General features: G+C 41.0%; 16 protein-coding genes and 1 tRNA gene. 9 read left to right on the top strand and 8 right to left on the bottom strand.

What is annotated here, in order from left to right:
- The first annotated feature begins 11 nt into the window (after positions 1-11).
- The 5 genes from FXV77_RS18860 to FXV77_RS18880 all read left to right on the top strand — a co-directional run bounded on the left by FXV77_RS18860 (position 12) and on the right by FXV77_RS18880 (position 5,330).
- A complete protein-coding gene (locus tag FXV77_RS18860; protein WP_148920795.1) occupies positions 12-1,010 on the top strand; it encodes a 2-hydroxyacid dehydrogenase in 999 nt (332 codons plus the stop codon).
- A 212-nt stretch (positions 1,011-1,222) separates the two neighbouring features.
- Positions 1,223-1,951 (top strand): MIP family channel protein, encoded by a 729-nt coding sequence (locus tag FXV77_RS18865; protein WP_148920796.1) that lies wholly within the window; start codon positions 1,223-1,225, stop codon positions 1,949-1,951.
- Between the two features lie 110 nt (positions 1,952-2,061).
- Positions 2,062-3,861: a DNA polymerase III subunit gamma/tau gene (locus FXV77_RS18870; RefSeq protein ID WP_148920797.1), complete on the top strand. Its 1,800-nt coding sequence runs from the start codon at positions 2,062-2,064 to the stop codon at positions 3,859-3,861.
- Positions 3,862-3,937: 76 nt separating this feature from the next.
- The gene (gene rlmB, locus FXV77_RS18875) at positions 3,938-4,711 is read left to right on the top strand and encodes a 23S rRNA (guanosine(2251)-2'-O)-methyltransferase RlmB (protein WP_148920798.1); all 774 of its coding nucleotides are present in this window, start codon (positions 3,938-3,940) and stop codon (positions 4,709-4,711) included.
- A gap of 10 nt (positions 4,712-4,721) precedes the next feature.
- Complete coding sequence (locus FXV77_RS18880; protein ID WP_148920799.1) at positions 4,722-5,330, top strand: HPP family protein; 609 nt, start codon at positions 4,722-4,724, stop codon at positions 5,328-5,330.
- Positions 5,331-5,405: 75 nt separating this feature from the next.
- Here the strand turns inward: FXV77_RS18880 and FXV77_RS18885 are convergent, their stop codons facing one another.
- The 4 genes from FXV77_RS18885 to FXV77_RS18900 all read right to left on the bottom strand — a co-directional run bounded on the left by FXV77_RS18885 (position 5,406) and on the right by FXV77_RS18900 (position 10,620).
- Positions 5,406-7,214, bottom strand: a complete 1,809-nt coding sequence (locus tag FXV77_RS18885) for a DEAD/DEAH box helicase (RefSeq protein ID WP_148920800.1) — start codon at positions 7,212-7,214, stop codon at positions 5,406-5,408.
- 158 nt (positions 7,215-7,372) lie between these two features.
- Positions 7,373-8,719: an OmpA family protein gene (locus FXV77_RS18890; RefSeq protein ID WP_148920801.1), complete on the bottom strand. Its 1,347-nt coding sequence runs from the start codon at positions 8,717-8,719 to the stop codon at positions 7,373-7,375.
- A 177-nt stretch (positions 8,720-8,896) separates the two neighbouring features.
- Entirely contained in the window at positions 8,897-9,757 is an 861-nt protein-coding gene (locus FXV77_RS18895) for a universal stress protein (protein ID WP_148920802.1), read from the bottom strand.
- A gap of 11 nt (positions 9,758-9,768) precedes the next feature.
- Positions 9,769-10,620, bottom strand: a complete 852-nt coding sequence (locus FXV77_RS18900) for a universal stress protein (protein WP_148920803.1) — start codon at positions 10,618-10,620, stop codon at positions 9,769-9,771.
- A 245-nt stretch (positions 10,621-10,865) separates the two neighbouring features.
- On the opposite strand from FXV77_RS18900, the gene alaS reads away from it, so the two are divergent.
- The 3 genes from alaS (at position 10,866) to FXV77_RS18915 (ending at position 15,363) form a co-directional block, all read left to right on the top strand.
- Complete coding sequence (gene alaS, locus FXV77_RS18905) at positions 10,866-13,478, top strand: alanine--tRNA ligase (RefSeq protein ID WP_148920804.1); 2,613 nt, start codon at positions 10,866-10,868, stop codon at positions 13,476-13,478.
- A gap of 5 nt (positions 13,479-13,483) precedes the next feature.
- Positions 13,484-14,578 (top strand): TlpA disulfide reductase family protein, encoded by a 1,095-nt coding sequence (locus FXV77_RS18910; protein WP_148920805.1) that lies wholly within the window; start codon positions 13,484-13,486, stop codon positions 14,576-14,578.
- A 95-nt stretch (positions 14,579-14,673) separates the two neighbouring features.
- Positions 14,674-15,363, top strand: coding sequence for a response regulator transcription factor (locus tag FXV77_RS18915; RefSeq protein ID WP_148920806.1), 690 nt, complete (start codon positions 14,674-14,676; stop codon positions 15,361-15,363).
- Between the two features lie 7 nt (positions 15,364-15,370).
- Here FXV77_RS18915 and FXV77_RS18920 read toward each other — a convergent pair whose 3' ends face one another.
- The 4 genes from FXV77_RS18920 to FXV77_RS18935 all read right to left on the bottom strand — a co-directional run bounded on the left by FXV77_RS18920 (position 15,371) and on the right by FXV77_RS18935 (position 20,393).
- Entirely contained in the window at positions 15,371-17,179 is a 1,809-nt protein-coding gene (locus FXV77_RS18920; RefSeq protein WP_148920807.1) for a glycoside hydrolase family 15 protein, read from the bottom strand.
- Positions 17,180-17,190: 11 nt separating this feature from the next.
- Positions 17,191-19,413 carry a bifunctional alpha,alpha-trehalose-phosphate synthase (UDP-forming)/trehalose-phosphatase gene (locus tag FXV77_RS18925; protein ID WP_148920808.1) on the bottom strand — a complete coding sequence of 741 codons (2,223 nt, stop codon included), beginning with the start codon at positions 19,411-19,413 and terminating at the stop codon, positions 17,191-17,193.
- A gap of 133 nt (positions 19,414-19,546) precedes the next feature.
- On the bottom strand, positions 19,547-20,170 hold the full coding sequence (locus FXV77_RS18930; protein WP_148920809.1) for an HD domain-containing protein: 624 nt from the start codon (positions 20,168-20,170) through the stop codon (positions 19,547-19,549).
- Positions 20,171-20,311: 141 nt separating this feature from the next.
- A tRNA-Leu gene (locus tag FXV77_RS18935) sits at positions 20,312-20,393 on the bottom strand.
- A gap of 226 nt (positions 20,394-20,619) precedes the next feature.
- Here FXV77_RS18935 and FXV77_RS18940 point away from each other — a divergent pair.
- The gene (locus tag FXV77_RS18940; RefSeq protein ID WP_148920810.1) at positions 20,620-21,096 is read left to right on the top strand and encodes a hypothetical protein; all 477 of its coding nucleotides are present in this window, start codon (positions 20,620-20,622) and stop codon (positions 21,094-21,096) included.
- Positions 21,097-21,145: the final 49 nt, after the last annotated feature.

Consider the following 21,145-nt stretch of genomic DNA (forward strand, 5'->3'; position numbering starts at 1 on the left):
TATTTAACCTTATGAAAATAGCTTTCTTTTCTACCCAACCATATGACCGCGAGTTTTTTAATCAAGCAAACCAGGATGAACGTTTTGCATATCAGTTTTATGAAACGCATTTAGGCCCTCATATTGTGGAAGCCGTGAACGATGTGGACGCAGTATGCGTTTTCGTCAATGATCGCGTAAATCGTGAAGTGATGGAAGTGCTGGCTTCTCGTGGGGTAAAGATCGTGGCTTTACGTTGTGCAGGTTTCAATAACGTAGATTTAGATGCCGCACGGGCGTATGGCATATCGGTATGCCGTGTTCCGGCTTATTCTCCCGAAGCGGTGGCCGAACATGCTATGGCAATGTTGCTGACATTAAATCGTAAGACGCATAAAGCGTATAACCGTGTGCGTGAACAGAATTTCTCATTAAATGGGCTGTTGGGCTTTAACCTTTACGGAAAAACTATTGGCGTAGTGGGCACAGGAAAGATAGGTAAAGCTTTTTGTCGTATAGCGAAGGGGTTTGGATGTGAATTACTTGCTTTTGATATTTATGAAGATCCCCAACTGAAAGAAATGGGGGTATCGTATGTTGGTATGGAGGAACTGTACAAGGCTTCCGATATTATTTCTCTTCATTGTCCATTGGTGCCTGAGAATAAACATATGGTGAATCGGGAAACGATACAACAAATGAAAGACGGGGTGGTCTTATTGAACACGAGTCGTGGAGCTTTAATCCATACGGATGCGGTTATCGATGGTTTGAAGAAGCGCAAAATTGGTGGACTTGCTCTTGATGTGTATGAACAGGAAGAGAAGTTGTTTTTCAAAGATTTGAGTGGTGCCATCATCGAAGATGATACGATTCAACGATTGATGAGCTTTCCGAATGTGTTGATTACGGCCCATCAGGCATTCTTTACGAAAGAGGCTTTGACACAGATAGCTTCTACAACGGTAAGGAATATTGAGGAATTGCTTTCTAATCAAGTGTTATCTAATCAACAGGCGCTAGTGGTGTAAAGAAAATACTACATTTTTGAGGACAACGGCTATAGCAATTGAGCTACAAAAACGAACATGCCTAAAGCTATTTAAACCCATAATATGTCAACTTCTTGCTCTATAGCGTATTTACGTGGTGTCATATAGATGCTACAAGATTTTTATCCCATAGTATCTCAATTCGTTCGAAGTATTATTTTAGAATTTTACTAATTTAAAGTTTAACGATTATGGAAGTTAAAATATCTTCGAAATTTATTGCCGAGTTGATCGGTACTTTTGGTTTGGTACTTTTTGGTTGTGGTGCGGCAGCCATTGCAGGAGTGGATACCATGGCGGGTCTATCTGGACTAGGGTTGTTGGGCATATCTATGGCGTTTGGACTTTCTGTGGTCGTTTTTGCTTACGCCATTGGTGGTATTTCTGGTTGCCATATCAATCCCGCAGTTACAATTGGTGTGCTGTTAGCGGGTAGGATGCCAGTTAAAGAGGCTATCGTTTATATCATTGCACAGTGCCTTGGTGCACTTCTCGGAGCATTTGTCTTACAACAAATATTGGGTGGACAATTGGCGGGCTTTACAGCCGGAGAATGGGCTTACGGTGCAAACGGTTGGGGATCAAAATACCAGAGTGAGTATGGAACAACAGCAGCTTTCGTTACAGAGACAGTCTTGACTTTTGTTTTTTTATTTGTCATTTTGGCCACTACGTCCAAAGTTGGTAACAGCACGATGGCTGGTTTGGCAATAGGTTTTACACTATTGTTAATTCATATGGTTGCTATCCCTATCACGGGAACTTCTGTCAATCCTGCACGCTCTTTCGGGACTGCCTTGCTGGCTGGAGGACAGGCATTATCTCAATTATGGTTGTTTATTGTCGCACCTATTCTAGGTGCTGCTATAGCCGCTGTAGTATGGAAAGTAATGGAACCGAAAGGTGACACGATCGCATAGTCCGGAAATTTTAATATTTAAAACCGCTCCCTAGAAAATCTGATTTCGGGAGCGGTTTTTTTACCCGTTAATATTTAGATTTTACTTCTTAAAATCCTTATCTTCGTGCAATGGATAATTTTATTGTTTCAGCACGGAAATATCGCCCAGTTACCTTCGACTCTGTCGTTGGTCAGCAGCATATTACCAGCACGCTCAAAAATGCCATTCACAACAATCAATTGGCGCAAGCCTTTTTGTTTTGTGGACCGCGCGGCGTCGGGAAAACGACCTGTGCCCGTATTTTGGCAAAAACAATAAATTGTGAACATATCAGCGAACAGGTGGAAGCCTGTGGTACTTGTGAAAGCTGTAAATCTTTTCAACAGGGAAATTCTTTCAGTATCCACGAATTGGATGCGGCGTCTAATAACTCAGTGGATGATATCCGTAGTCTGATTGAGCAAGTACGCATCCCACCACAAGCCGGTAAATACAAGATTTATATTATTGATGAGGTTCATATGCTTTCACAGGCAGCTTTCAATGCATTTTTGAAAACGTTGGAAGAACCTCCTTCATACGCTATTTTTATTCTTGCGACGACAGAAAAACACAAGATTCTTCCTACTATCCTTTCCCGTTGTCAGATATTTGATTTCAACCGTATCAAAGTAGACGATATGGCGAGTCACCTGGCTTCCATTGCACAAAAGGAGGATATCGCTTTTGAACCGGATGGATTGCATATTATTGCACAAAAAGCTGATGGTGGACTTCGGGATGCACTGTCTATGTTTGACCAGATTGTCAGTTTTTCTAATAAAAATATTACTTACCAAACCGTTATCGATAATCTCAATATTCTGGATTACGATTACTATTTCCAGCTGATGGACAGTGTGGCGACAGAGGACGCTGCGCAGACATTGCTAATTTTTGATAAAGTATTAAATAACGGCTTCGACGGGGGGCATTTTATTAGTGGTCTGGCGACACATATCCGTAATTTACTGGTGTCTAAAGAACCCGCAACATTGAAGTTGCTTGAAGTTAGTGAAAATATTAAACGTAAGTATCTTGATCAATCGCAGGCACTTAGTTCTGGGCTTTTGCTGTCTGCATTGAACATCACCAATCAGTGTGAAATTAGTTACAAAGGCAGTAAAAACCAACGCTTACAAGTGGAGTTGGCTTTATTAAAGATGTGTCATATAACATCGGCTATTTTACTGAGTAAGCAGGGAAGTTTTGTATCCTCTGCTTCCACAGAGGTAAAAAAAAAACTCCCTGACCCAGCCGTAAGTCGTCCAACAGCTGTAGCAAATAGTGTTCCTGCGTCAAAACCTGTGCCGTCAATGCCCACAGCATCTGCACCTGTACAGGCGCCAACCGCTGTTTCGATGCCAGCAGTGGAAAAATCAGCTATAACAGTTGAAAGTACCGCTGTTAAAAAAGGATGGGGTAAAATTTCTACTTCTGCGAATGTACCCAACTTAAATACGATATTTGAGGATAAAGCTAAAGCAGATACGGATGAACCAGATCTGGTTCAAGGTGATGAATTTCAAGAGGTTACTTTCAATACATTTATCGCCCAATGGAATACATTTGCAGATGGTTTGAGGAAAACGAATCGTATTACCTTATATACGATTATGACTGCCAACCCTCCTCGTTTAAAAGATACGATGATCGAGGTGGATGTGGAGAATGGCGTGCAAATGGATGAGCTTAAACTGGGTAAAATAGATATTTTAAATTATCTGCGGGTAGCACTCCAAAATTTTTCGCTTGACATAACGGGTGTGCAGGTGGAGGTTACCAAAGTCCGAAAACCTTATACCTCGGTGGAAAAATATCAGGCAATGGTTTCCAAGAACCCGGCGTTGGAAACACTTCGTAAAGCATTTAATCTCGGACTGAGTTAAATACACCTTTCTTTTATTATCTTTGCGCAAAAGATGTTAATGGGCTCTAACTTTTTTACGCTCTAATTTTAAAAACATGCGAAACTTCCAACATAGGGAAAGAGGAGAAAAGCGAGAATCAAACCAGATGGTGTTTGGTATCCGTGCGGTCATTGAAGCGATAGATAGTGGCAAGGAGATAGAGTCGTTGTTTGTACAACGGGGTTTGAGTGGGAGTCTCTTCTTAGAATTGAAATCTTTGTTGAAAGAGCATAATATGGGGTATCAGCAGGTACCCATTGAAAAGTTAAACCGTATTACTCGAAAAAACCATCAAGGGGTTATAGCGATAATCTCACCTATTACTTATCAGCATATCGAAGATTTATTGCCTGTCATTTACGAGAGAGGGGAAACACCGCTTTTGTTGATGTTAGACGGTGTAACCGATGTTCGCAATATGGGAGCTATTGCGCGTACAGCGGAATGTGCCGGAGTCCATGCGATCATTGTTCCAAAAAAGGGTTCGGCAGAAATTAACCCCGATGCGATTAAAACCTCCGCAGGGGCATTATATAAGATTCCGGTATGTCGTGAAGATGCTTTGGGACGTACCGCGCGTTTTCTTATCGAATCGGGCGTACAGCTGGTCGTGGGTACCGAAAAAACACAAGATTCCGTGTATGATGTAGATTACACGGTTCCTACTTGTATTGTTTTAGGGGCCGAAGATGTTGGCGTATCAGACGATTTAATTCGTGTTTCAGATAAACTGGCGAAAATCCCTATGTTTGGTGAAATAAAATCCCTAAATGTATCGGTTTCGGCGGGTATTGTTATCTATGAAGCTATACGTCAACGTCATAAATAGTTCGCAATAGTTGAAAAAACAGATTTATAGACAGTTGCGGGTATATCGATATGTCTTCTATCGGGAGACACTGGTTGATCCTCGTGAACATTTCTGGTCTTTTATCGGTGCTTTTGTCGCCATTTTTATTATTGCTTTTACGCAATCTCTTCATTTGCCCGTATTGGAGAATGTATTTTTAATCGGTTCGTTCGGAGCCTCTTCGGTTTTAGTGTATGGAGCGATACAAAGTCCGTTAGCGCAACCACGAAGCCTTGTTGGCGGGCATGTCGTATCTGCACTTGTGGGTGTAATGGTTGCTCGTTTATTACCCGATATTATATGGCTTACCGCCCCACTAGCAGTAGCCTCCTCTATTGTTTTTATGCAGATGACCCGTACCCTTCATCCTCCCGGTGGAGCAACGGCATTGATTGCGGTGACCGGTGGTACTAAAGTTGCCTCATTGGGATATGGATACGTGCTGAGTCCGGTGTTATCTGGAGCCTTAATTTTATTACTCACAGCACTTGTGTTCAATAACATCACAGCTAAACGTCATTATCCGGTTAAATATTCGCGATTACGCCGTTCTCGAAGAAGACATTTAAAAGCAAAACGACTTGGAGGAAGACGTTAAGGTTTTCTGAAGAACGGAAAAAGCCGGATTTCCATTCAGAAAACCCGGCTTTTAAATAATGATAAATCGTAATGATTAATATCTAGAGCGAGAAGAAGAAGATTGACGTCTTCCTGAGCGCTCTCCACCACCGAAGCCACCAGAACTACGTCTGTCGCCTCTGAAAGAACCTCCTTTTCTGTCTCTATCTCCACCTCCGCTTCTGCGTCTTCCGCCGCTGTCACCGCCTCGACGACCACCTCCACGAGTTTCTTCGCCGGATACTTCGACGCGAACCGCACGACCATTGTACTCCGTACCCTGGAATCCGTCAAACACTTTCTTCACGTCAGCATCTTGCACCTCGAAGAAAGTGAATACACCTTTCATATCGATTTTTCCGACTGATTTACCAGAAATATTTGCGGCGTCGCAAATAAGACCGAGCATATCACCACGTGAAAACTCATCTACAGAACCAAGGTTTATGAACAAACGTGTGAATCCCTTGGAAACAGATCTTTCTCTACGTTCTCCACGCTCTCCTCTTTCTCCACGGTCGCCGTCTCTTTCGCGGGCGTCAGCATTCAAGTCTGGCGCATTTTGGTAATAATCCAAGAAACGGTTGAATTCTAGTGAAGCGAAGCGTTTGATGATGTCTTCTTTTGATAAGTCCTGCATACTTTCCATAATACTAGGAAGGTATGGTGTTATTTTTTCCTCGTTGATTTCAACATTATGTATTTTGTTCATCATAGCAAGAAGTTGTTTTTCAATAACTTCGGTAGCTTGAGGTATTTGTTTCTTTTCAAACTGTTTGCCGATGATTTTTTCGATACGACGGATTTTCCCTATTTCTTTAACGTTTACTAATGAAAGAGAGATACCGGTCTTACCGGCGCGAGCTGTACGACCTGAACGGTGTGTGTAGTTCTCCACTTCATCCGGTAAGGAGAAGTTGATAACGTGTGTCACATCGTTTACATCGATACCACGAGCCGCTACATCTGTTGCAATGAGCAATTGTAAGCTACGGTCGCGGTAGCGTTTCATGACTTTATCGCGTTGTTGTTGAGATAAATCTCCATGCAACGAGTCTGCATTATAGCCATCCCGTACCAAGGCTTCTGCGATTTCCTGTGTTTCAATCTTTGTACGACAGAATACAATTCCGAAAATATCTGTGGAATAGTCTACAATACGCTTGAACGCCGCATATTTGTCTCTAGCCTTAATGACATAATAATGGTGTTCAATGTTCACATTACCGGTGTTTTTTGCGCCAACGGTAAGTTCTTGTGGGTTGGTCATGTAGTTTTGTGCTATACGACGTACCTCTTTTGGCATAGTTGCTGAAAACAACCATGTTTTCTTCGTGTCGGGCGTTTCCGAAAGGATGTTGTTGATATCCTCCTGGAATCCCATATTCAACATCTCATCTGCTTCGTCCAATACGACATACTTCACATTGGAGAAGTCGATTGCCTTTCTGCCGATGATATCTAACATACGTCCCGGAGTGGCTACCACAATCTGTACGCCTCGACGAATCTGGCGTAATTGGTCAGAAATATTTGCGCCACCGTAAACGGCAACAACATGTACATCATCAATGTACTTAGCAAATTTCTCTAAATCTTTTGCGATTTGTAAGCATAGCTCACGTGTAGGACATAATATTAAAGCTTGCGGATGCTTTTGAGTAAAGTCGATTAACTCTAAAAGTGGAAGACCAAATGCCGCTGTCTTTCCTGTGCCGGTTTGGGCTAATCCGACAAAATCGTCGTTGCCAGTCAATAAAACAGGAATGGCTTTTTCCTGAATAGGAGATGGTTTCTCGAAACCCATCTCAGTGATGGCATTAACAACTTCATGACGGATCCCCAAGTCTAAAAATGGGTTCATGAAATAAATTATACAATAGGCTCTATTGCCTAAGGCGGTGCAAAGATAGTAATAACATTTGGAAATAAAAAATAATATTCTTTTTTTGAGCTAGATCATAATAAAAAATGGCTGCGCTATAGTATAGGCAGCCATTTTTATTTTGTTGTTTGGTAATCTTAATACAATGTGAATTCTACGCGACGGTTTTGTTGGCGGCCTTCCGCCGTTGCATTTGTGGCAATAGGCTGTGTTGGGCCATAACCAGTAGCTTCAATACGGGAAGCATTAGCTCCTTTGGAAACCAAATAGGATTTCACAGCTTCGGCACGCTCTTTCGATAAGCGCATATTTGTTTGCATAGAACCCGTATTATCTGTGTGTCCAGCTAGTTTCAAGCTGAAGTTTTTCTCGATAAGTAGAGCGGCTACACTATTCAATGAAGGGTAAGAGCTTGAACGGATAGTCGATTTTCCTAAGTCAAACTCCAGGTTTTTAATTGCTTCATCTACCACTTTTCTGTCTTCTTCCGTCACGACAATCTTTTCGATTACTTTTGTTTCGTTTTTCATTTCCGGAAGCGGACAACCAGACCCATCTACTTTAATACCGGCAGGCGTATTTGGACATTTGTCGAATTTATTTGCTACACCATCGCCATCATCGTCTTTTAAATCATCGTTCAGTGTAGCAAGCTGAGCGGATAGAACTTGATTTTCCTGTTTCAAAGCGTCGTTTTGTGCTTTCAAGTCGTCATACTTCACGGTGTAGTCGTTCACCAATGTGGCAACAGGGTTGGAGTTGTTAAGTGCGGGTTTAAAACTATTGCCCAATGCGATTTCAAGTCCGGCATGTGCATAAGAGAATAGGTCGTTTTTAAATGTACCGCCTGCTCTTCCATCAAAATGTTGATTTGCCCAGTTTAGTTGATAACCTAGGTCAATGTTGATGCCTCTGGCAACAGCAAATTTGAATCCGAAATCTGCAGGTACATATAATTTGGTTGCCGCATCGTTTGTCATTGCTGCGCCGTCTGCATCTGTTACTGTTGTTTCGAAATTCAATGCACCGAGACCCACTGCGAAATAAGGCTTGATAAAACTATTGAAAAACCGCCAATTGGTATTGGCCAATGTCCATTCTCCTGATAGCGCGGCAGACCAAGGTGTTTTTGCTTCAAATGCTGCGATACCTGTTCCGGTAGCATCTTCGTTTTTACCGGCAACTTTTCCACCCATATATTGTGCTTTTAGGCCGAAAGATGGGGAAATTTGTTTTTTAATATATGCACTATACCCAAGGTTGTGCTCCAATTTGTCAAAACCATCCCGATTGAAACCGAAGATATTAGACTGGTTCAATACGCCTGCATTCAAGCCTACTGACCATGTTCTGTACTGGGTCTCAGAGCCAAGGGGAGTTGTGCCTTCAATGCTTCCTTGTTTTTGAGCTTGAGCAACCGAGATGCTACCCAATAAACTGGCCATACCTGCGATGGCTACATTTTTTAAGTTAAAATTCCTCATATAAGAGCTATTAATAGTTATTTGATTATATCAACAAGCATCGCCATGCAATTGTTTTGCCAAAAGTAAGGTGAAAAAAGGTTGTTTCGCTAGAAACACACAGAAAAAAAACTCTTGTAGCATAGTCACTACAAGAGAAGGGAAAATGTTTTGATAGAGGGAGAAAAAAGCTGTGTTTTATTTGGTACGTACTGGGGCAAATAAAGTTGGAATAGTCATGTTATAAGCCATCTTACGTACAATGTTTTCCTCTAGTAGCCGTCGGAAAATACTTTTGCGGCTCCGGGTAATGAGTAAGAAATCGATTTGCTCGTCAATTAAAACATTAGAAATAGCGTGTGATACATTTTCTGCCGCCCGATTATAAAGTACTTGTGGCTTTATCGTATAAGAAATGTTTTGGATGCCGGTTCGGTTGATAATTTCTTCAATCCAGTCTTTGAATTGCGCATCTATATCGCTGATGTGACGGTCGTCTTTGTTGACGTAAATCAAGACTAGCTCAAAGTTGCTGTCTATAAGCTTAATGGCGTGCTGAATTACCTCTATTTCGCCTTCTTTAAAATTGCAGAGCAAGCCAATTCTGTCTTTCTTGACATCTTTTGTATTTTGCGGAACGCCAAGTACGGGTGTTTTGGTATTGAGTATAACATCATAGGTATTGCTGCCCAGAAAGATCGCCTCGAGTCCGGAAGAACCTTTCGTTCCCATAATAACGGCATCGTAAGCAAACCCGGCAGTCACTTTGCTGATTTCCTCAAAGAGATTGCCCTCTTTGAATATACTGTTGAATTTAATATTGGAATACTCATTTTGAAGGTTTGCTAAGAGTCTTTCCATATCCTTTTCCGAAATTTTCACTTGCGGATCTTCAAGGGCATAGCCCTGCCGGTTGATATATGAATTGGAATGGTGCGTAAAAACATGGATAAGGTCTATGTCTTGTTTCCGCTCATTTTGCGAAATCAGCTGGCAAGCATATTGAATAGCGGTTAGGGAGTACTCGGAAAAGTCAACAGGTATTAAAATTTTGTTCATGATATAATTGTTTATATAGTTTTCCCAAAAAAAGCGGGTTTTTGCAGCTTCAATGTCATGGCTTTGGATACCGATGATGTAAACAATCTTTCAAAAAAGGTTTTTCTAGTTTTTGAAATTAAAATAATATCGACATCATGATCGTCAATCAATTTGCTGATAACTTCCGGTATCGTATCTTGATCCTTGTCTTCTTTCACGGTGGGGGCTACTAGCTTACTTGTTTGCCGTACAGCGGAAAACTCGTCCACATTAAAACCCCAGGAATCTAAGCGGTTGGTCACTGAGGTCATACTTTCACTTTCTTTGTATACATGTATAAGAGCGACATCGATCTCCTGTTTAAAGATATGAACAAACTCTTGCAGCGTCGTTAGCTCCTCCTGTTTGAAGTTGGTTAGCAAACCGACTTTTTTTATCTCTGTTCTGATTTGTGGAATATTGGGTATGACAATAACGGGAATAGGTGATTTTGCCACAATTAGTGCCGTATTGCTCCCCCAGAAGATATTTTTGTTTGCCGATGCTCCTGTGGTACCCATCGCAATGGCTACATAATCCGCTCTTTTCGCCTCTTTAGGGAGCGCCTCATCCAAAAGGCCCCGGTCATTATGATAGGATATGGATATGTCGGGGTATTGTGCTTGAAGCCTGCTTACCCATTCCTTAATAGTGAGGTCAGCTTTTAATACATCAGATTGCTCACGTAGGTCCTCCAATTCATTCTCGTCGAAACCCGATGAAACCGCTGTATAGAAATGAACAATGTGCAAACTGTAGTGGTGCTTTTTGGCGATTTCTGCGGCATATTGAGCGGCCAAGAATGCATTTTCCGAAAAGTCAGTTGGTACTAAAATTTTCATCCAAATAAATTTATTTTCATTGGCGATGAAGCTTGCATGAGCTGATTTATTTATGTCCTTTTTTTTGAATGGTAGTTCATGCAGGTTTCTTCATTACAAGTTGATGATTACTGTATAAAAGTACAAATAATAAGTGGTTTTAAGAATTTAAAAGTTCGTGGCTTTGTGGTTGAAATACTATGCATTGTGAGAGCAAGCATTTTTAGCTATTTTTGTACCTCGAAAATAAGTATATATAGGATTCCATGACCAGTAAAGAAATACGCGAAGCTTTTTTAAGTTTTTTCAAGAACAAATCCCATCACGTTGTGCCATCGGCACCGGTTGTTGTCAAAAACGATCCCACCTTGATGTTCACCAATGCGGGGATGAACCAGTTTAAGGAGATTTTTTTGGGGGAGGCGCCGCCAAGATATTCCCGCGTAACGGATACACAGCGATGCTTACGCGTATCAGGGAAGCACAACGATCTGGAAGAAGTAGGTATCGATACCTATCACCATACGTTGTTTGAAATGTTGGGCAACTGGTCTTTTGGCGACTATTTTAAGAAAGAAGCGATCGACTGGGCCTGGGAATTGCTGACAGAAGTATACAAGCTGGATAAAGACCGTTTGTATGTGACAATTTTTGAGGGTGATGAGAAAGAAGGTCTGGAAAGGGACAGCGAAGCATATGACCTATGGAAAACACATGTCGCAGAAGACCGGATTTTGTTGGGTAATAAAAAAGATAATTTTTGGGAAATGGGCGAAACAGGACCATGCGGACCATGTTCAGAAATCCATTATGATATGCGTCCGGATGAGGAACGTAAAGCCGTCAGAGGACAAGACCTCGTCAATGCCGATGATCCACAGGTTATCGAGATATGGAACTTGGTATTTATGCAATTCAACCGTTTGAAGAGTGGGGAACTGGAGCAGCTGCCTGCGAGACATGTGGACACGGGTATGGGATTCGAACGTCTGGTACGCGCTATTCAGGGTAAGACTTCTAATTATGACACCGATGTTTTTCATCCTATTATACAATTTATTGCGGAGAGAGCAGGAATAAATTATGGCGCTGACGAAAAGACGGACATCGCTATGCGTGTATTGTCCGACCATATACGTGCCGTGAGCTTCACCATTGCTGACGGACAATTACCTTCTAATAATAAGGCAGGTTATGTTATTCGGCGTATATTGCGTCGAGCTGTACGTTATGCTTATACTTTTCTTGGATTTAAAACCCCATTTATCAATGAACTGGTGCCGCTTTTGGCAAAACAATTTGAAGGGGTATTCAACGAACTTATACAGCAACAGAGTTTTGTGCAGAAAGTGGTGCTGGAAGAGGAGATTTCTTTTTTACGTACACTTACCACGGGAATACAGCGTTTTGAGAACTACATTGCAGAACATACCGCAATTGATGGTGATTTTGCTTTCGAACTGTTTGATACCTATGGTTTCCCGATAGACCTTACTGGGTTGTTGGCACGGGAAAAAGGGCTGGACGTGGATATGGACGGTTTTCAACATGCCCTGCAACAGCAGAAAGAACGTTCGCGTGCTGCCACAATCATTGATACAGGTGACTGGGTCACGGTATCGGAAGGAGATGAAACGGATTTTGTGGGATACGATTACCTAAAAGCAGCCACGCAGATTTTAAAATATAGAAAGGTGACGTCAAAAGGAAAACAGCAGTACCAACTTATCCTCTCCGTTACACCATTTTATGCGGAAGGGGGAGGACAAGTAGGGGATTCGGGTATGCTGATTTCGGAAGCAAACGAAAAGATCTATGTGACGGATACCAAAAAAGAAAATGGCCTGATCGTACATTTCGTAAATGAACTCCCACCGGTATTGGAAGGTGATTTCAAAGCGATAGTGGACAAGGATAAACGACTTGATACCGAAAGCAATCACTCGGCTACACACTTATTGCATGCGGCCTTACGGCAGGTATTGGGTGACCATGTCGACCAAAAAGGTTCGTTGGTTTCGCCAGACATATTGCGTTTCGACGTTTCGCATTTTGCAAAGATTACGCCGGAGGAACAAAAACAGGTAGAGGATATTGTCAATACAAAAATAAGGGAGAATATTCAACTGAAAGAAGAACGTCAAGTTCCTTATCAAGAAGCGATAGATGCTGGGGTCAGGGCGTTATTTGGTGAGAAATATGGGGAGTATGTACGTGTCATTACGTTTGACGATACCTTCTCGAAAGAGCTTTGTGGTGGTTCTCACGTGCAGGGCACAGGTCAGATTGGTTTTTTCAAGATTATCTCCGAGTCGGCGGTAGCCGCCGGTGTACGACGTATAGAAGCGATTACGGGTTCAAAAGCAGCTGCGGTTATTCGGGAGCAATTCGAATTGGTGGATAAGATGCGGGAGCTGATGAACAATCCGAAAGATTTTGTTTCGACTGTAGAGAAGGTTTTGAACGAAAATCATGAATTGAAAAAAGCGATCGAGAACCATATCCGTGAAAAATCTCTACAAATGAAAAGGGAATTGGAAGCGAAAGTGGAACAGATACATGGTGTAAATTTTCTGTCACTGATAGTTGACCTGCCGAGTGCAGACGCCGTGAAAACATTGGCTTATGCTTTAAAAGGAGCAATGGATGACATATTTGTCGTTTTGGGAGCAAATATTGACGGAAAACCAAGCCTGACAGTTGTGATTTCAGATAACCTAGCAAAAGAACGTGGATGGAATGCGGGGATGATTGTTAAGGATCTGGCGAAAGATATCCAAGGTGGGGGAGGTGGACAGCCGTTCTTTGCTACGGCTGGTGGAAAGCTGGTTGAAGGGCTTCCGAAAGCAATTGCTCGGGCAAAAGATTTTGTAAAATAATAGAAATGAAGAGAACGATTGGTTTACTTGTTGCGTTGATCGCATTATGTTGGGGATGTTCGAATAACGAAGTGATTCATGTATCAGGACACATCGACAACCCTGGAAATGTAAGGGTCATTGCGTTTTATGAAGGTGATAGGAAGCTGGATTCCGTTTATCTCGCGGATGGGAATAGGTTTAAATTTGAGCGGACGGCTACACAGCCTCGCTTACTTTCTATCGCGGTAGGAAACAATAAGTATCCTGTTATTTTAACACCCGGCGAACCTTTGAAATTTGTCGCCGATATGCATCATCCAGAGGATTACCAAATAGAAGGCTCTGCATTAACGGCTACGTTAAAGGAGTTTGCTCCTTATCAACGTCGTAAAGAATTTGTACAAGATTCTTTACAAGGTGCATTTGCGAAAGCGACCTTAAATAAATCAGCCGAAGAGATCGAAAGTTTACGCTTTGATTATTTAACGGAGTTTAAGTCGAAATTATCTGCGTATACGCAGCAAGCAGTAACATTTGCGGAGCAACATAAAAATCTTGCGGGGTTTTATGCTATGAGCACATTGGACCCGGAGGTTGCTGAGTCGGAGATTATTGCATATGCAGATGAAATTGAAAATAATTTTACTGATAATCGGTATGTCTCTCAATTTAAAGAAGAAGCAAGGAAACTGAAACAATTGGCTGTGGGACAGCCTGCCCCGGAAATTAAATCCTTTACACCAAATAACAAAACGGTGAAACTTTCTGATTTTAGGGGACAATATGTATTGGTGGATTTTTGGGCTTCATGGTGTGCACCATGTAGACAGGAGAATCCCAATATTGTAAAGCAATACCATATATTTAAAGATAAAGGATTTACGGTGTTGGGTGTGTCGTTGGATAATAATCCAGGAAGTTGGATGCGTGCCATAGAGGCTGATAATTTAGTGTGGACACAGGTTTCGGACTTACAGGCCTGGAGTTCTGATTTGATTATAAATTATCGTATAAAAGCTATTCCTACGTCTTATTTAGTGGATCCTGATGGAAAGATATTGGCAAAAAATTTGAGAGGTAAGGCGTTAGAGGAATTTTTGCGTCAAACGTTAAATTAAGAAGATATTTAACAAATGTTAAGCAGTTAACAATTTGATAACAAAGCCTTAACTCTGTCTTACCATTTAGTACATAATTTAGCAAAAAAACAACAATGAATGCCAATCAAAAAATACTAGTGGTAGATGATGAGCGAGATATCGTTGATTTAATATCCTACAGTCTTACGAAAGAAGGTTATCAAGTTTATCAAGCATACAATGGCAAAGAGGGGATAGAAGTGGCGAAACAAGCTAATCCCGATTTAATCATTTTGGATGTCATGATGCCAGAAATGGATGGTATCGAAGCATGTCGTTTAATGCGTTCTATGCCAGAGTTTAAGCAGACTTTTATGGTTTTTCTTACCGCCAGAAGCGAAGAATATTCTGAAATAGCTGGTTTCAACGTGGGAGCTGATGACTATATTGCAAAGCCGATTAAACCACGTGCTTTAATGAGCCGTATCAATGCTATATTGCGGCGTAATAATTCGGAATCGAGCATTGATAAAGCCGATAAACTGGAAATTTTGGATTTAGTGATCGATAGGGATTCTTTTTTGGTGTATCGCGATGGCGATAAGATTGTCTTAGCAAAGAAGGAATTTGAATTACTCTATCTTCTGGCTTCCAAACCGAATAAGGTGTTTACCAGAGAACAGATACTGAAAGCCATTTGGGAAGACTCCGTTGTGGTTACTAATCGAACCATCGATGTGCATATTCGTAAACTTCGGGAAAAAATCGGAGACCATTACGTCTCCACCGTGAAAGGGGTAGGATATAAGTTTGAGGTGGCCTAGCCACCTCTTATTCATATAAACTATCAAAAAAAGTGGGCTTATCCAATTTTACGGCAATACGATAGGCGGCATTTATTAATCCCACATGACTATAGGCCTGTGGAAAATTACCCCATTGTGAACCATCATCTTCATGGACGTCCTCACTAAAAAGCATAAGATGATTCGCAAAAGACAAAAGTTGTTTAAACACATCTTGGGCCTCTTCTAGTCGACCAACACAAGCCAAAGCTTCTACGTACCAAAACGCACACACTAGAAATGTCGATTTTGGCTTCCCAAAATCGTCCTTGTGCAAATAGCGGTAAAATAAGCCATGTTTGCCTTTGAGTTCCTTTTCCAGCTGTTGAAGATGGTTCTTCGCTTTTTCTGATGAGGGATCTAGATACCCCATCATGATGAGCTGTAGCGTAGATGCATCAAGACTTTGGCTTTCACTAGCATTGGTGTATACCTGTTTTTCCGGATTATAACAGCTCTCTATATGCTTTTCGGCTTGTTCACGAATCGTATTGGCTTGTTCCTCGATGTCTTCGAAGCCGTATTGTTTAGCGATTTTAAGCGCTGCTGTAGCTCCTGCCCATTGGAACAAGTTCGAATAGCAATGACGGTTCTGAAAATTCCTGAACTCCCATATTCCGGCATCTTTCTCATCGATGGTCTGCGTCATTTTCTGAAGGATAAGATGCGTCCACGATTTTGCGGCGTGTAAATTCTGATGACGAAAGCGGTGGTCAGAAAACAGCGGAAGCAACGCAATCAGCGCTTGTCCATATACGTCATTCTGGATGTGTTCCGAAGCTTGATTGCCTACTCGGATAGGTTTATTTCCTAAATAGCCATCCAGATACGGGATGGTATATTCTTCCAAATCTGATTGTCCCATGATACCATAAAGTGGTTGTAGCCTGCCTGTATCATTTTGTGTAATATTCGCGATATAGGAGGCGTACTTTTCCATTTCTTCAAATTGCCCTAAGTGGCTGAGTGATGTTAATACATAATAGCTATCGCGTAACCAACAAAACCGATAATCCCAGTTCCTTCCAGACCCTGGGTATTCGGGTAAACTTGTCGTACTGGCTGCTATGATCGCACCGGTATCTTCGTATTGGTGCATTTTGAGCGTTAACGCAGATCGGATGACTTCTTTTTGATAAAACGCGGGTATTGATGCATTCTTCACCCACTTATACCAATATTCTTTTGTTCGAAAGAGAAAATCCTCTGCTGTGCGAGCGATAGGAGCTTCAAATGGACTTCCGTAAGTTAGTATCAAATAAATAGGCTGACTGAGGACATGGGTATTGTCGTCAAAAAAATGACTGATCGGCATATTGGTCGCTAGACGAATCTTGATGTGTTCCATCTCAAATTGAACGTGGTTGCTACCTCGGTATTTATGGAAAAACTTTCCACCGTATTCATAGGTAGGTTCACATATTACCCGGATTTTAGGGTTTCCCCGCATCGGCTCAATTTTGCGGATAAGCGTGAGAGGCTTGTAATAACGTTCATATTGCTCAAAACGAGGCGCAAAATCCGTAACTTGATAAACACCATCTTTCGTTTCTATTTCGGTGCATAAAATATTGGTGTTCTCCAGATAGAACTGTTTGCTATTAATGGTTTCTTCATGAGGTAAAATACGGAATGTTCCGCCAAGTTTCTTATCCAATAAACCACCAAACACAAAGGAATCTTGAAAAGATGGCCAACATAACCAATTAACATTGGTGTCGTTTTCAATATGTGCGATATAAGCGCAATTACCTATAATACCAGCATTATATTTGTGTCTCGCTGTTTCGTTCATATGTTTATAGTTTAATGACTTGTATTGCTGCTGTGCGGCTGTGATTCAATCTGTTCTACAAAATAATTAATGAGTTTCACGGCGTCCGCCTGGCTTTCTACATAAAACTGTGCTTCTGATTTTTTATTCCCGACTTTCACGGTAAAGGCGCCGACAGGAAGTTCGATGAACATGTCTTCATCCGTTACATCGTCGCCCATAGCGAAGATAAAATCTGGTTTATAATCGTTAACGATGTCAAGGGCGGCCATTCCTTTATTTACTTCACCATTTTTTACTTCGATTACTTTGTCTCCTTGAAGTAGTTGTAATCCGTGATGCGGAATGAGATAACGTAATGAATCGATCAATTCTTGTGAACGCAATTGGCCCAGTCCCTGTTGAGCTTTTCTGTAATGCCACGCCAGAGAATATGTTTTCTCTTCAACGGAAGCACCTGCAGTAATGTTGGCAAATTTCGACATGATGTGTTTTACGGGAATTTTCCATCGTGTTGAAAGCTGAGAACGGGGTATCCACTCATGTGATGGATAATTTGTCCATGCGCCGTGCTCAGCAACCAAATAATAGTCCTTGTCTCCAAACCAACGCTCCAATGTCTCTCGTGGACGCCCGCTAATGATAACGATTTGATTTGCTTCATCCGATTGTAGTTTTTCTAAAATACGGTGAAGTCCGGTGGTTGGCGCTGCTGCGTCGACATCTTTATGAAATCCTATTAAGGTACCATCATAGTCCAAAAAGAATAAACGTTTTTCACTGTTTTGGTACGCTTTAAAAATCGCTTCTCTGACTTCTTCGCGGACTTTGCGCGACATTTCATTTTTCTGAATGATTTTAATTTCGCGTAATCGATTAAAGAATAATTTGACCCAATGGTTGATGTTGAATTTCTGGACGATTTCGATACTATCGTCCATGCGCTTTCGTTGCTCTTCTTTGGGCATCTGCAAAGCTTGGGCAATCGCATTGCTGATTTCGTCAATAGCGTTTGGGTTGACTTGAATCGCATCAAGCAGCTCTTTGGAGGCTCCCGCCAATTCACTTAAAATTAATACGCCCAAACTATTTTCTTTGCTGGCGATATATTCTTTACAAACCAGATTCATCCCATCCCGAAGCGAAGTGACTAAACATATATCAGCAGCGGTGTAAAGAGCGGATAATTCTTCAACGGGATAAGTGTTGTAATAATAAGCGATGGGCGTCCATTCATTTGTGCCGTATACGGCATTGATATGTCCAGCCATTCTGTCGATTTCGTCACGAAGCCGTTTATATTGCGGTACGGTATCTCTAGACGGTACGACCAACATATATAGAACGACCTGGTTGTGGTATTCTGGCCAGTTGATAAGGAAGTTTTCAAAAGCATGTAGCCGTTCCAATATGCCTTTGCTATAATCCAGTCGGTCAATCGAGAGAATGATCTTGCGGTTTTGATATTGTTCTTTTAACGATTTCACCCGAACCTGAACTTCCGGACTTTCCGCGAGGGAACTAAACTTGTCGTAGTCTATACCCATCGGGTAAACTTCAACATACACACTTCGGTCGCCCACTTGTAAAGAATTGTTTTTTATGGTGAGCCCTATGATATGGGTACAGGCATTCAAGAAGTGCTGTGTATCATTGTAGGTGTGGAAAGCGATAAGGTCAGCACCCAAAACCCCTTTTAGTAATTCATCTCGCCACGGAATACATCGAAAGATTTCGTCGGGGGGGAAGGGGATATGCTGAAAATAACCGATGGATATTTTTTCGTCGTCTTGGCGGATTAATCTCGGAAGCAACATCAATTGGTAATCATGGATCCATATTTCATCTTTCGCATCCAGTTGCTGTGCCCAGATCGTATTACAAAATGCCTGATTTACCTCTTGGTAGTACTGCCAGTTTTCCTGACGATAGACAGCGTATGACAAACGATGGTGGAAAATGGGCCATAATATTTCATTTGAAAAGCCTTCATAATATCCTTCTATTTGTTCTGCTGTCAGAAAAACGGGAATAAGGTTTAATTCCTTTAATCTTTCTTCAATAATTTCCTTTTCTTCTTCAGAATCGGGTATGTATCCTGGCCATCCGATCCATATATTGTTGTCTTTTTTGTAAATGGACCCTAGCCCTGTCGCTAGACCACCCTCACTCGGAATAAATTTAAGCTCGCTGTTGTGTTTTTCAATGCGTATAGGTAAGCGATTTGATATAATTATTGTTCTTTTTTTATACATGTAGATGTTTTTCTTGATAATATAGGGAAAAAACTTCTAAAAAGCTAATGAGAAGCCGAAATAATAACCTGTGATAAGGGGAAATTGTTTTCAAAAATTTTTATTCATTCTTATTGGATAAAAAGCAATTTTCTTATAATCTTGCCATTTCCTTAAGCATATTTTCTCTTGCTTGATGCTCGTACTTGTTTTGGAAGAAATCTGTCTTAAATACTTCTTTTAAATTTAGTAAATGTGCTAATACCTTTTTTCTTCCCTGATTATAGATAGGGTTGGGATAAAAAGCATATTCTTTTCGTATTTGGTTACTATAGAGAAGATATTTTTCCCAAGGTTTTCCCAGTATGCATAAATCCACATCAAGTAGGAAATTGGTATCCGTATCATCAGACCTCTCGTGGGTTTTTGTTGCTGCGATTTGCTTATATATTGTATGGATTCTGTTAGCGGGTATGTGAATTTTTTCAAGTTGTTCTCTAGCTTTGTTGGCACTTTTCTCTTCGTTGTCTGTCGATGTAGGATTGTATATGATGTCGTGGTAGAAAATGGATAAAAGCAATGAATCTCTATTTTGAATTTTATGTTTTAAAGGGTTCAGTTCGACCACCATCTCTTCCAGGTGATTCAAATTGTGATAGTATCTATCCTTTGTAGTATAACTTTTTTCAATCTCATCCCAACAACATTCGATTAGTTCACGATTGTCGTCACCGACATGTTTAGATGCTATTCCGTAAAATTCCTGCTTTAACTGCATATGTATTTCTCCTTGCTTTAAAAATACGAAATAATATGCTGACTATAATGGCGATTATCGTTGGTTTTGCTAACGTGGCGACCGACTGGTATGTGCTAACACAAAAAAACCCTTCTAACATTAATAGAAGGGGTTTCTCAGTACCCAGCGCCGGAGTCGAACCGGCACATCCGAAGATATTGGTGTTTGAGACCAACGCGTCTACCAATTCCGCCAGCTGGGCTTGCTGTATCCTTGTTTGACGATGCAAATATAGGACATGTTTTAGGTTTTCCAAAAAATATTTTTACAGTTTTTACAAACTGACTGATTTTAACTTGTTTATTTTTCTGAAACAGTTTTTACTGTTAACATTATTTAACGGCTTCATATTAAACGTTTCTTTCATTTCGGAATCTACTACTATAAAGGAACAAAAAACAGCATTAGATAACTAAAAAGGAAATATTATGAAAAAGGCATTATCATTAGCCGTATTGCTAGCAGGAATTAGTTTAGCGACATTTGCTCAGGAGCAGAAAGATACAGAACGTTCCTTTAAGAAAGAGCGTAAACATCCCCGCACGGAGAAAAAAATAGCAGATCGTACTCCCGAAGAGATTGCAAAAGTAAAAACGGAACATTTAGATAAACGTTTGAAATTTACTGATGCGCAGCGCACCGAAGTTTACGCTGTACAGTTGGAACAAGCAGTACAAGCGGCGACCAATCGGAATGAAATGAAAAAATTGCAAAGCAAATGGCGTGAAGAAATGAAAAGTTCGCAGGTAAAGCTGGGTGAGATATTGACGCCAGAGCAACAACAGCAACTTAAAGAAAGCTATGCGCAACGTCGTAAAGATAAATTTAAAGGATCAAGAGGAGAATTTAGAAAAAGAGGAATGATAGAAAAACGAGTACCAGATACAGAAAATACGGAAGGCTAATATTGTAGATGTTTTTATGTAGTTTAGTTTTGTGTTAGCGAACAAAGGG

Origin of the sequence: Sphingobacterium phlebotomi (genome assembly GCF_008180195.1) — a bacterium.
In the GTDB taxonomy this organism is placed as follows: Bacteria; Bacteroidota; Bacteroidia; order Sphingobacteriales; family Sphingobacteriaceae; genus Sphingobacterium; species Sphingobacterium phlebotomi.

Coding starts and splice junctions, on each gene's coding strand:
- FXV77_RS18860 (WP_148920795.1), top strand. CDS start 12: ATGAAAATAGCTTTCTTTTCTACCCAACCATATGACCGCGAGTTTTTT.
- FXV77_RS18865 (WP_148920796.1), top strand. CDS start 1,223: ATGGAAGTTAAAATATCTTCGAAATTTATTGCCGAGTTGATCGGTACT.
- FXV77_RS18870 (WP_148920797.1), top strand. CDS start 2,062: ATGGATAATTTTATTGTTTCAGCACGGAAATATCGCCCAGTTACCTTC.
- rlmB (WP_148920798.1), top strand. CDS start 3,938: ATGCGAAACTTCCAACATAGGGAAAGAGGAGAAAAGCGAGAATCAAAC.
- FXV77_RS18885 (WP_148920800.1), bottom strand. CDS start 7,214: ATGAACCCATTTTTAGACTTGGGGATCCGTCATGAAGTTGTTAATGCC.
- FXV77_RS18890 (WP_148920801.1), bottom strand. CDS start 8,719: ATGAGGAATTTTAACTTAAAAAATGTAGCCATCGCAGGTATGGCCAGT.
- FXV77_RS18895 (WP_148920802.1), bottom strand. CDS start 9,757: ATGAACAAAATTTTAATACCTGTTGACTTTTCCGAGTACTCCCTAACC.
- FXV77_RS18900 (WP_148920803.1), bottom strand. CDS start 10,620: ATGAAAATTTTAGTACCAACTGACTTTTCGGAAAATGCATTCTTGGCC.
- alaS (WP_148920804.1), top strand. CDS start 10,866: ATGACCAGTAAAGAAATACGCGAAGCTTTTTTAAGTTTTTTCAAGAAC.
- FXV77_RS18910 (WP_148920805.1), top strand. CDS start 13,484: ATGAAGAGAACGATTGGTTTACTTGTTGCGTTGATCGCATTATGTTGG.
- FXV77_RS18915 (WP_148920806.1), top strand. CDS start 14,674: ATGAATGCCAATCAAAAAATACTAGTGGTAGATGATGAGCGAGATATC.
- FXV77_RS18920 (WP_148920807.1), bottom strand. CDS start 17,179: ATGAACGAAACAGCGAGACACAAATATAATGCTGGTATTATAGGTAAT.
- FXV77_RS18925 (WP_148920808.1), bottom strand. CDS start 19,413: ATGTATAAAAAAAGAACAATAATTATATCAAATCGCTTACCTATACGC.
- FXV77_RS18930 (WP_148920809.1), bottom strand. CDS start 20,170: ATGCAGTTAAAGCAGGAATTTTACGGAATAGCATCTAAACATGTCGGT.
- FXV77_RS18940 (WP_148920810.1), top strand. CDS start 20,620: ATGAAAAAGGCATTATCATTAGCCGTATTGCTAGCAGGAATTAGTTTA.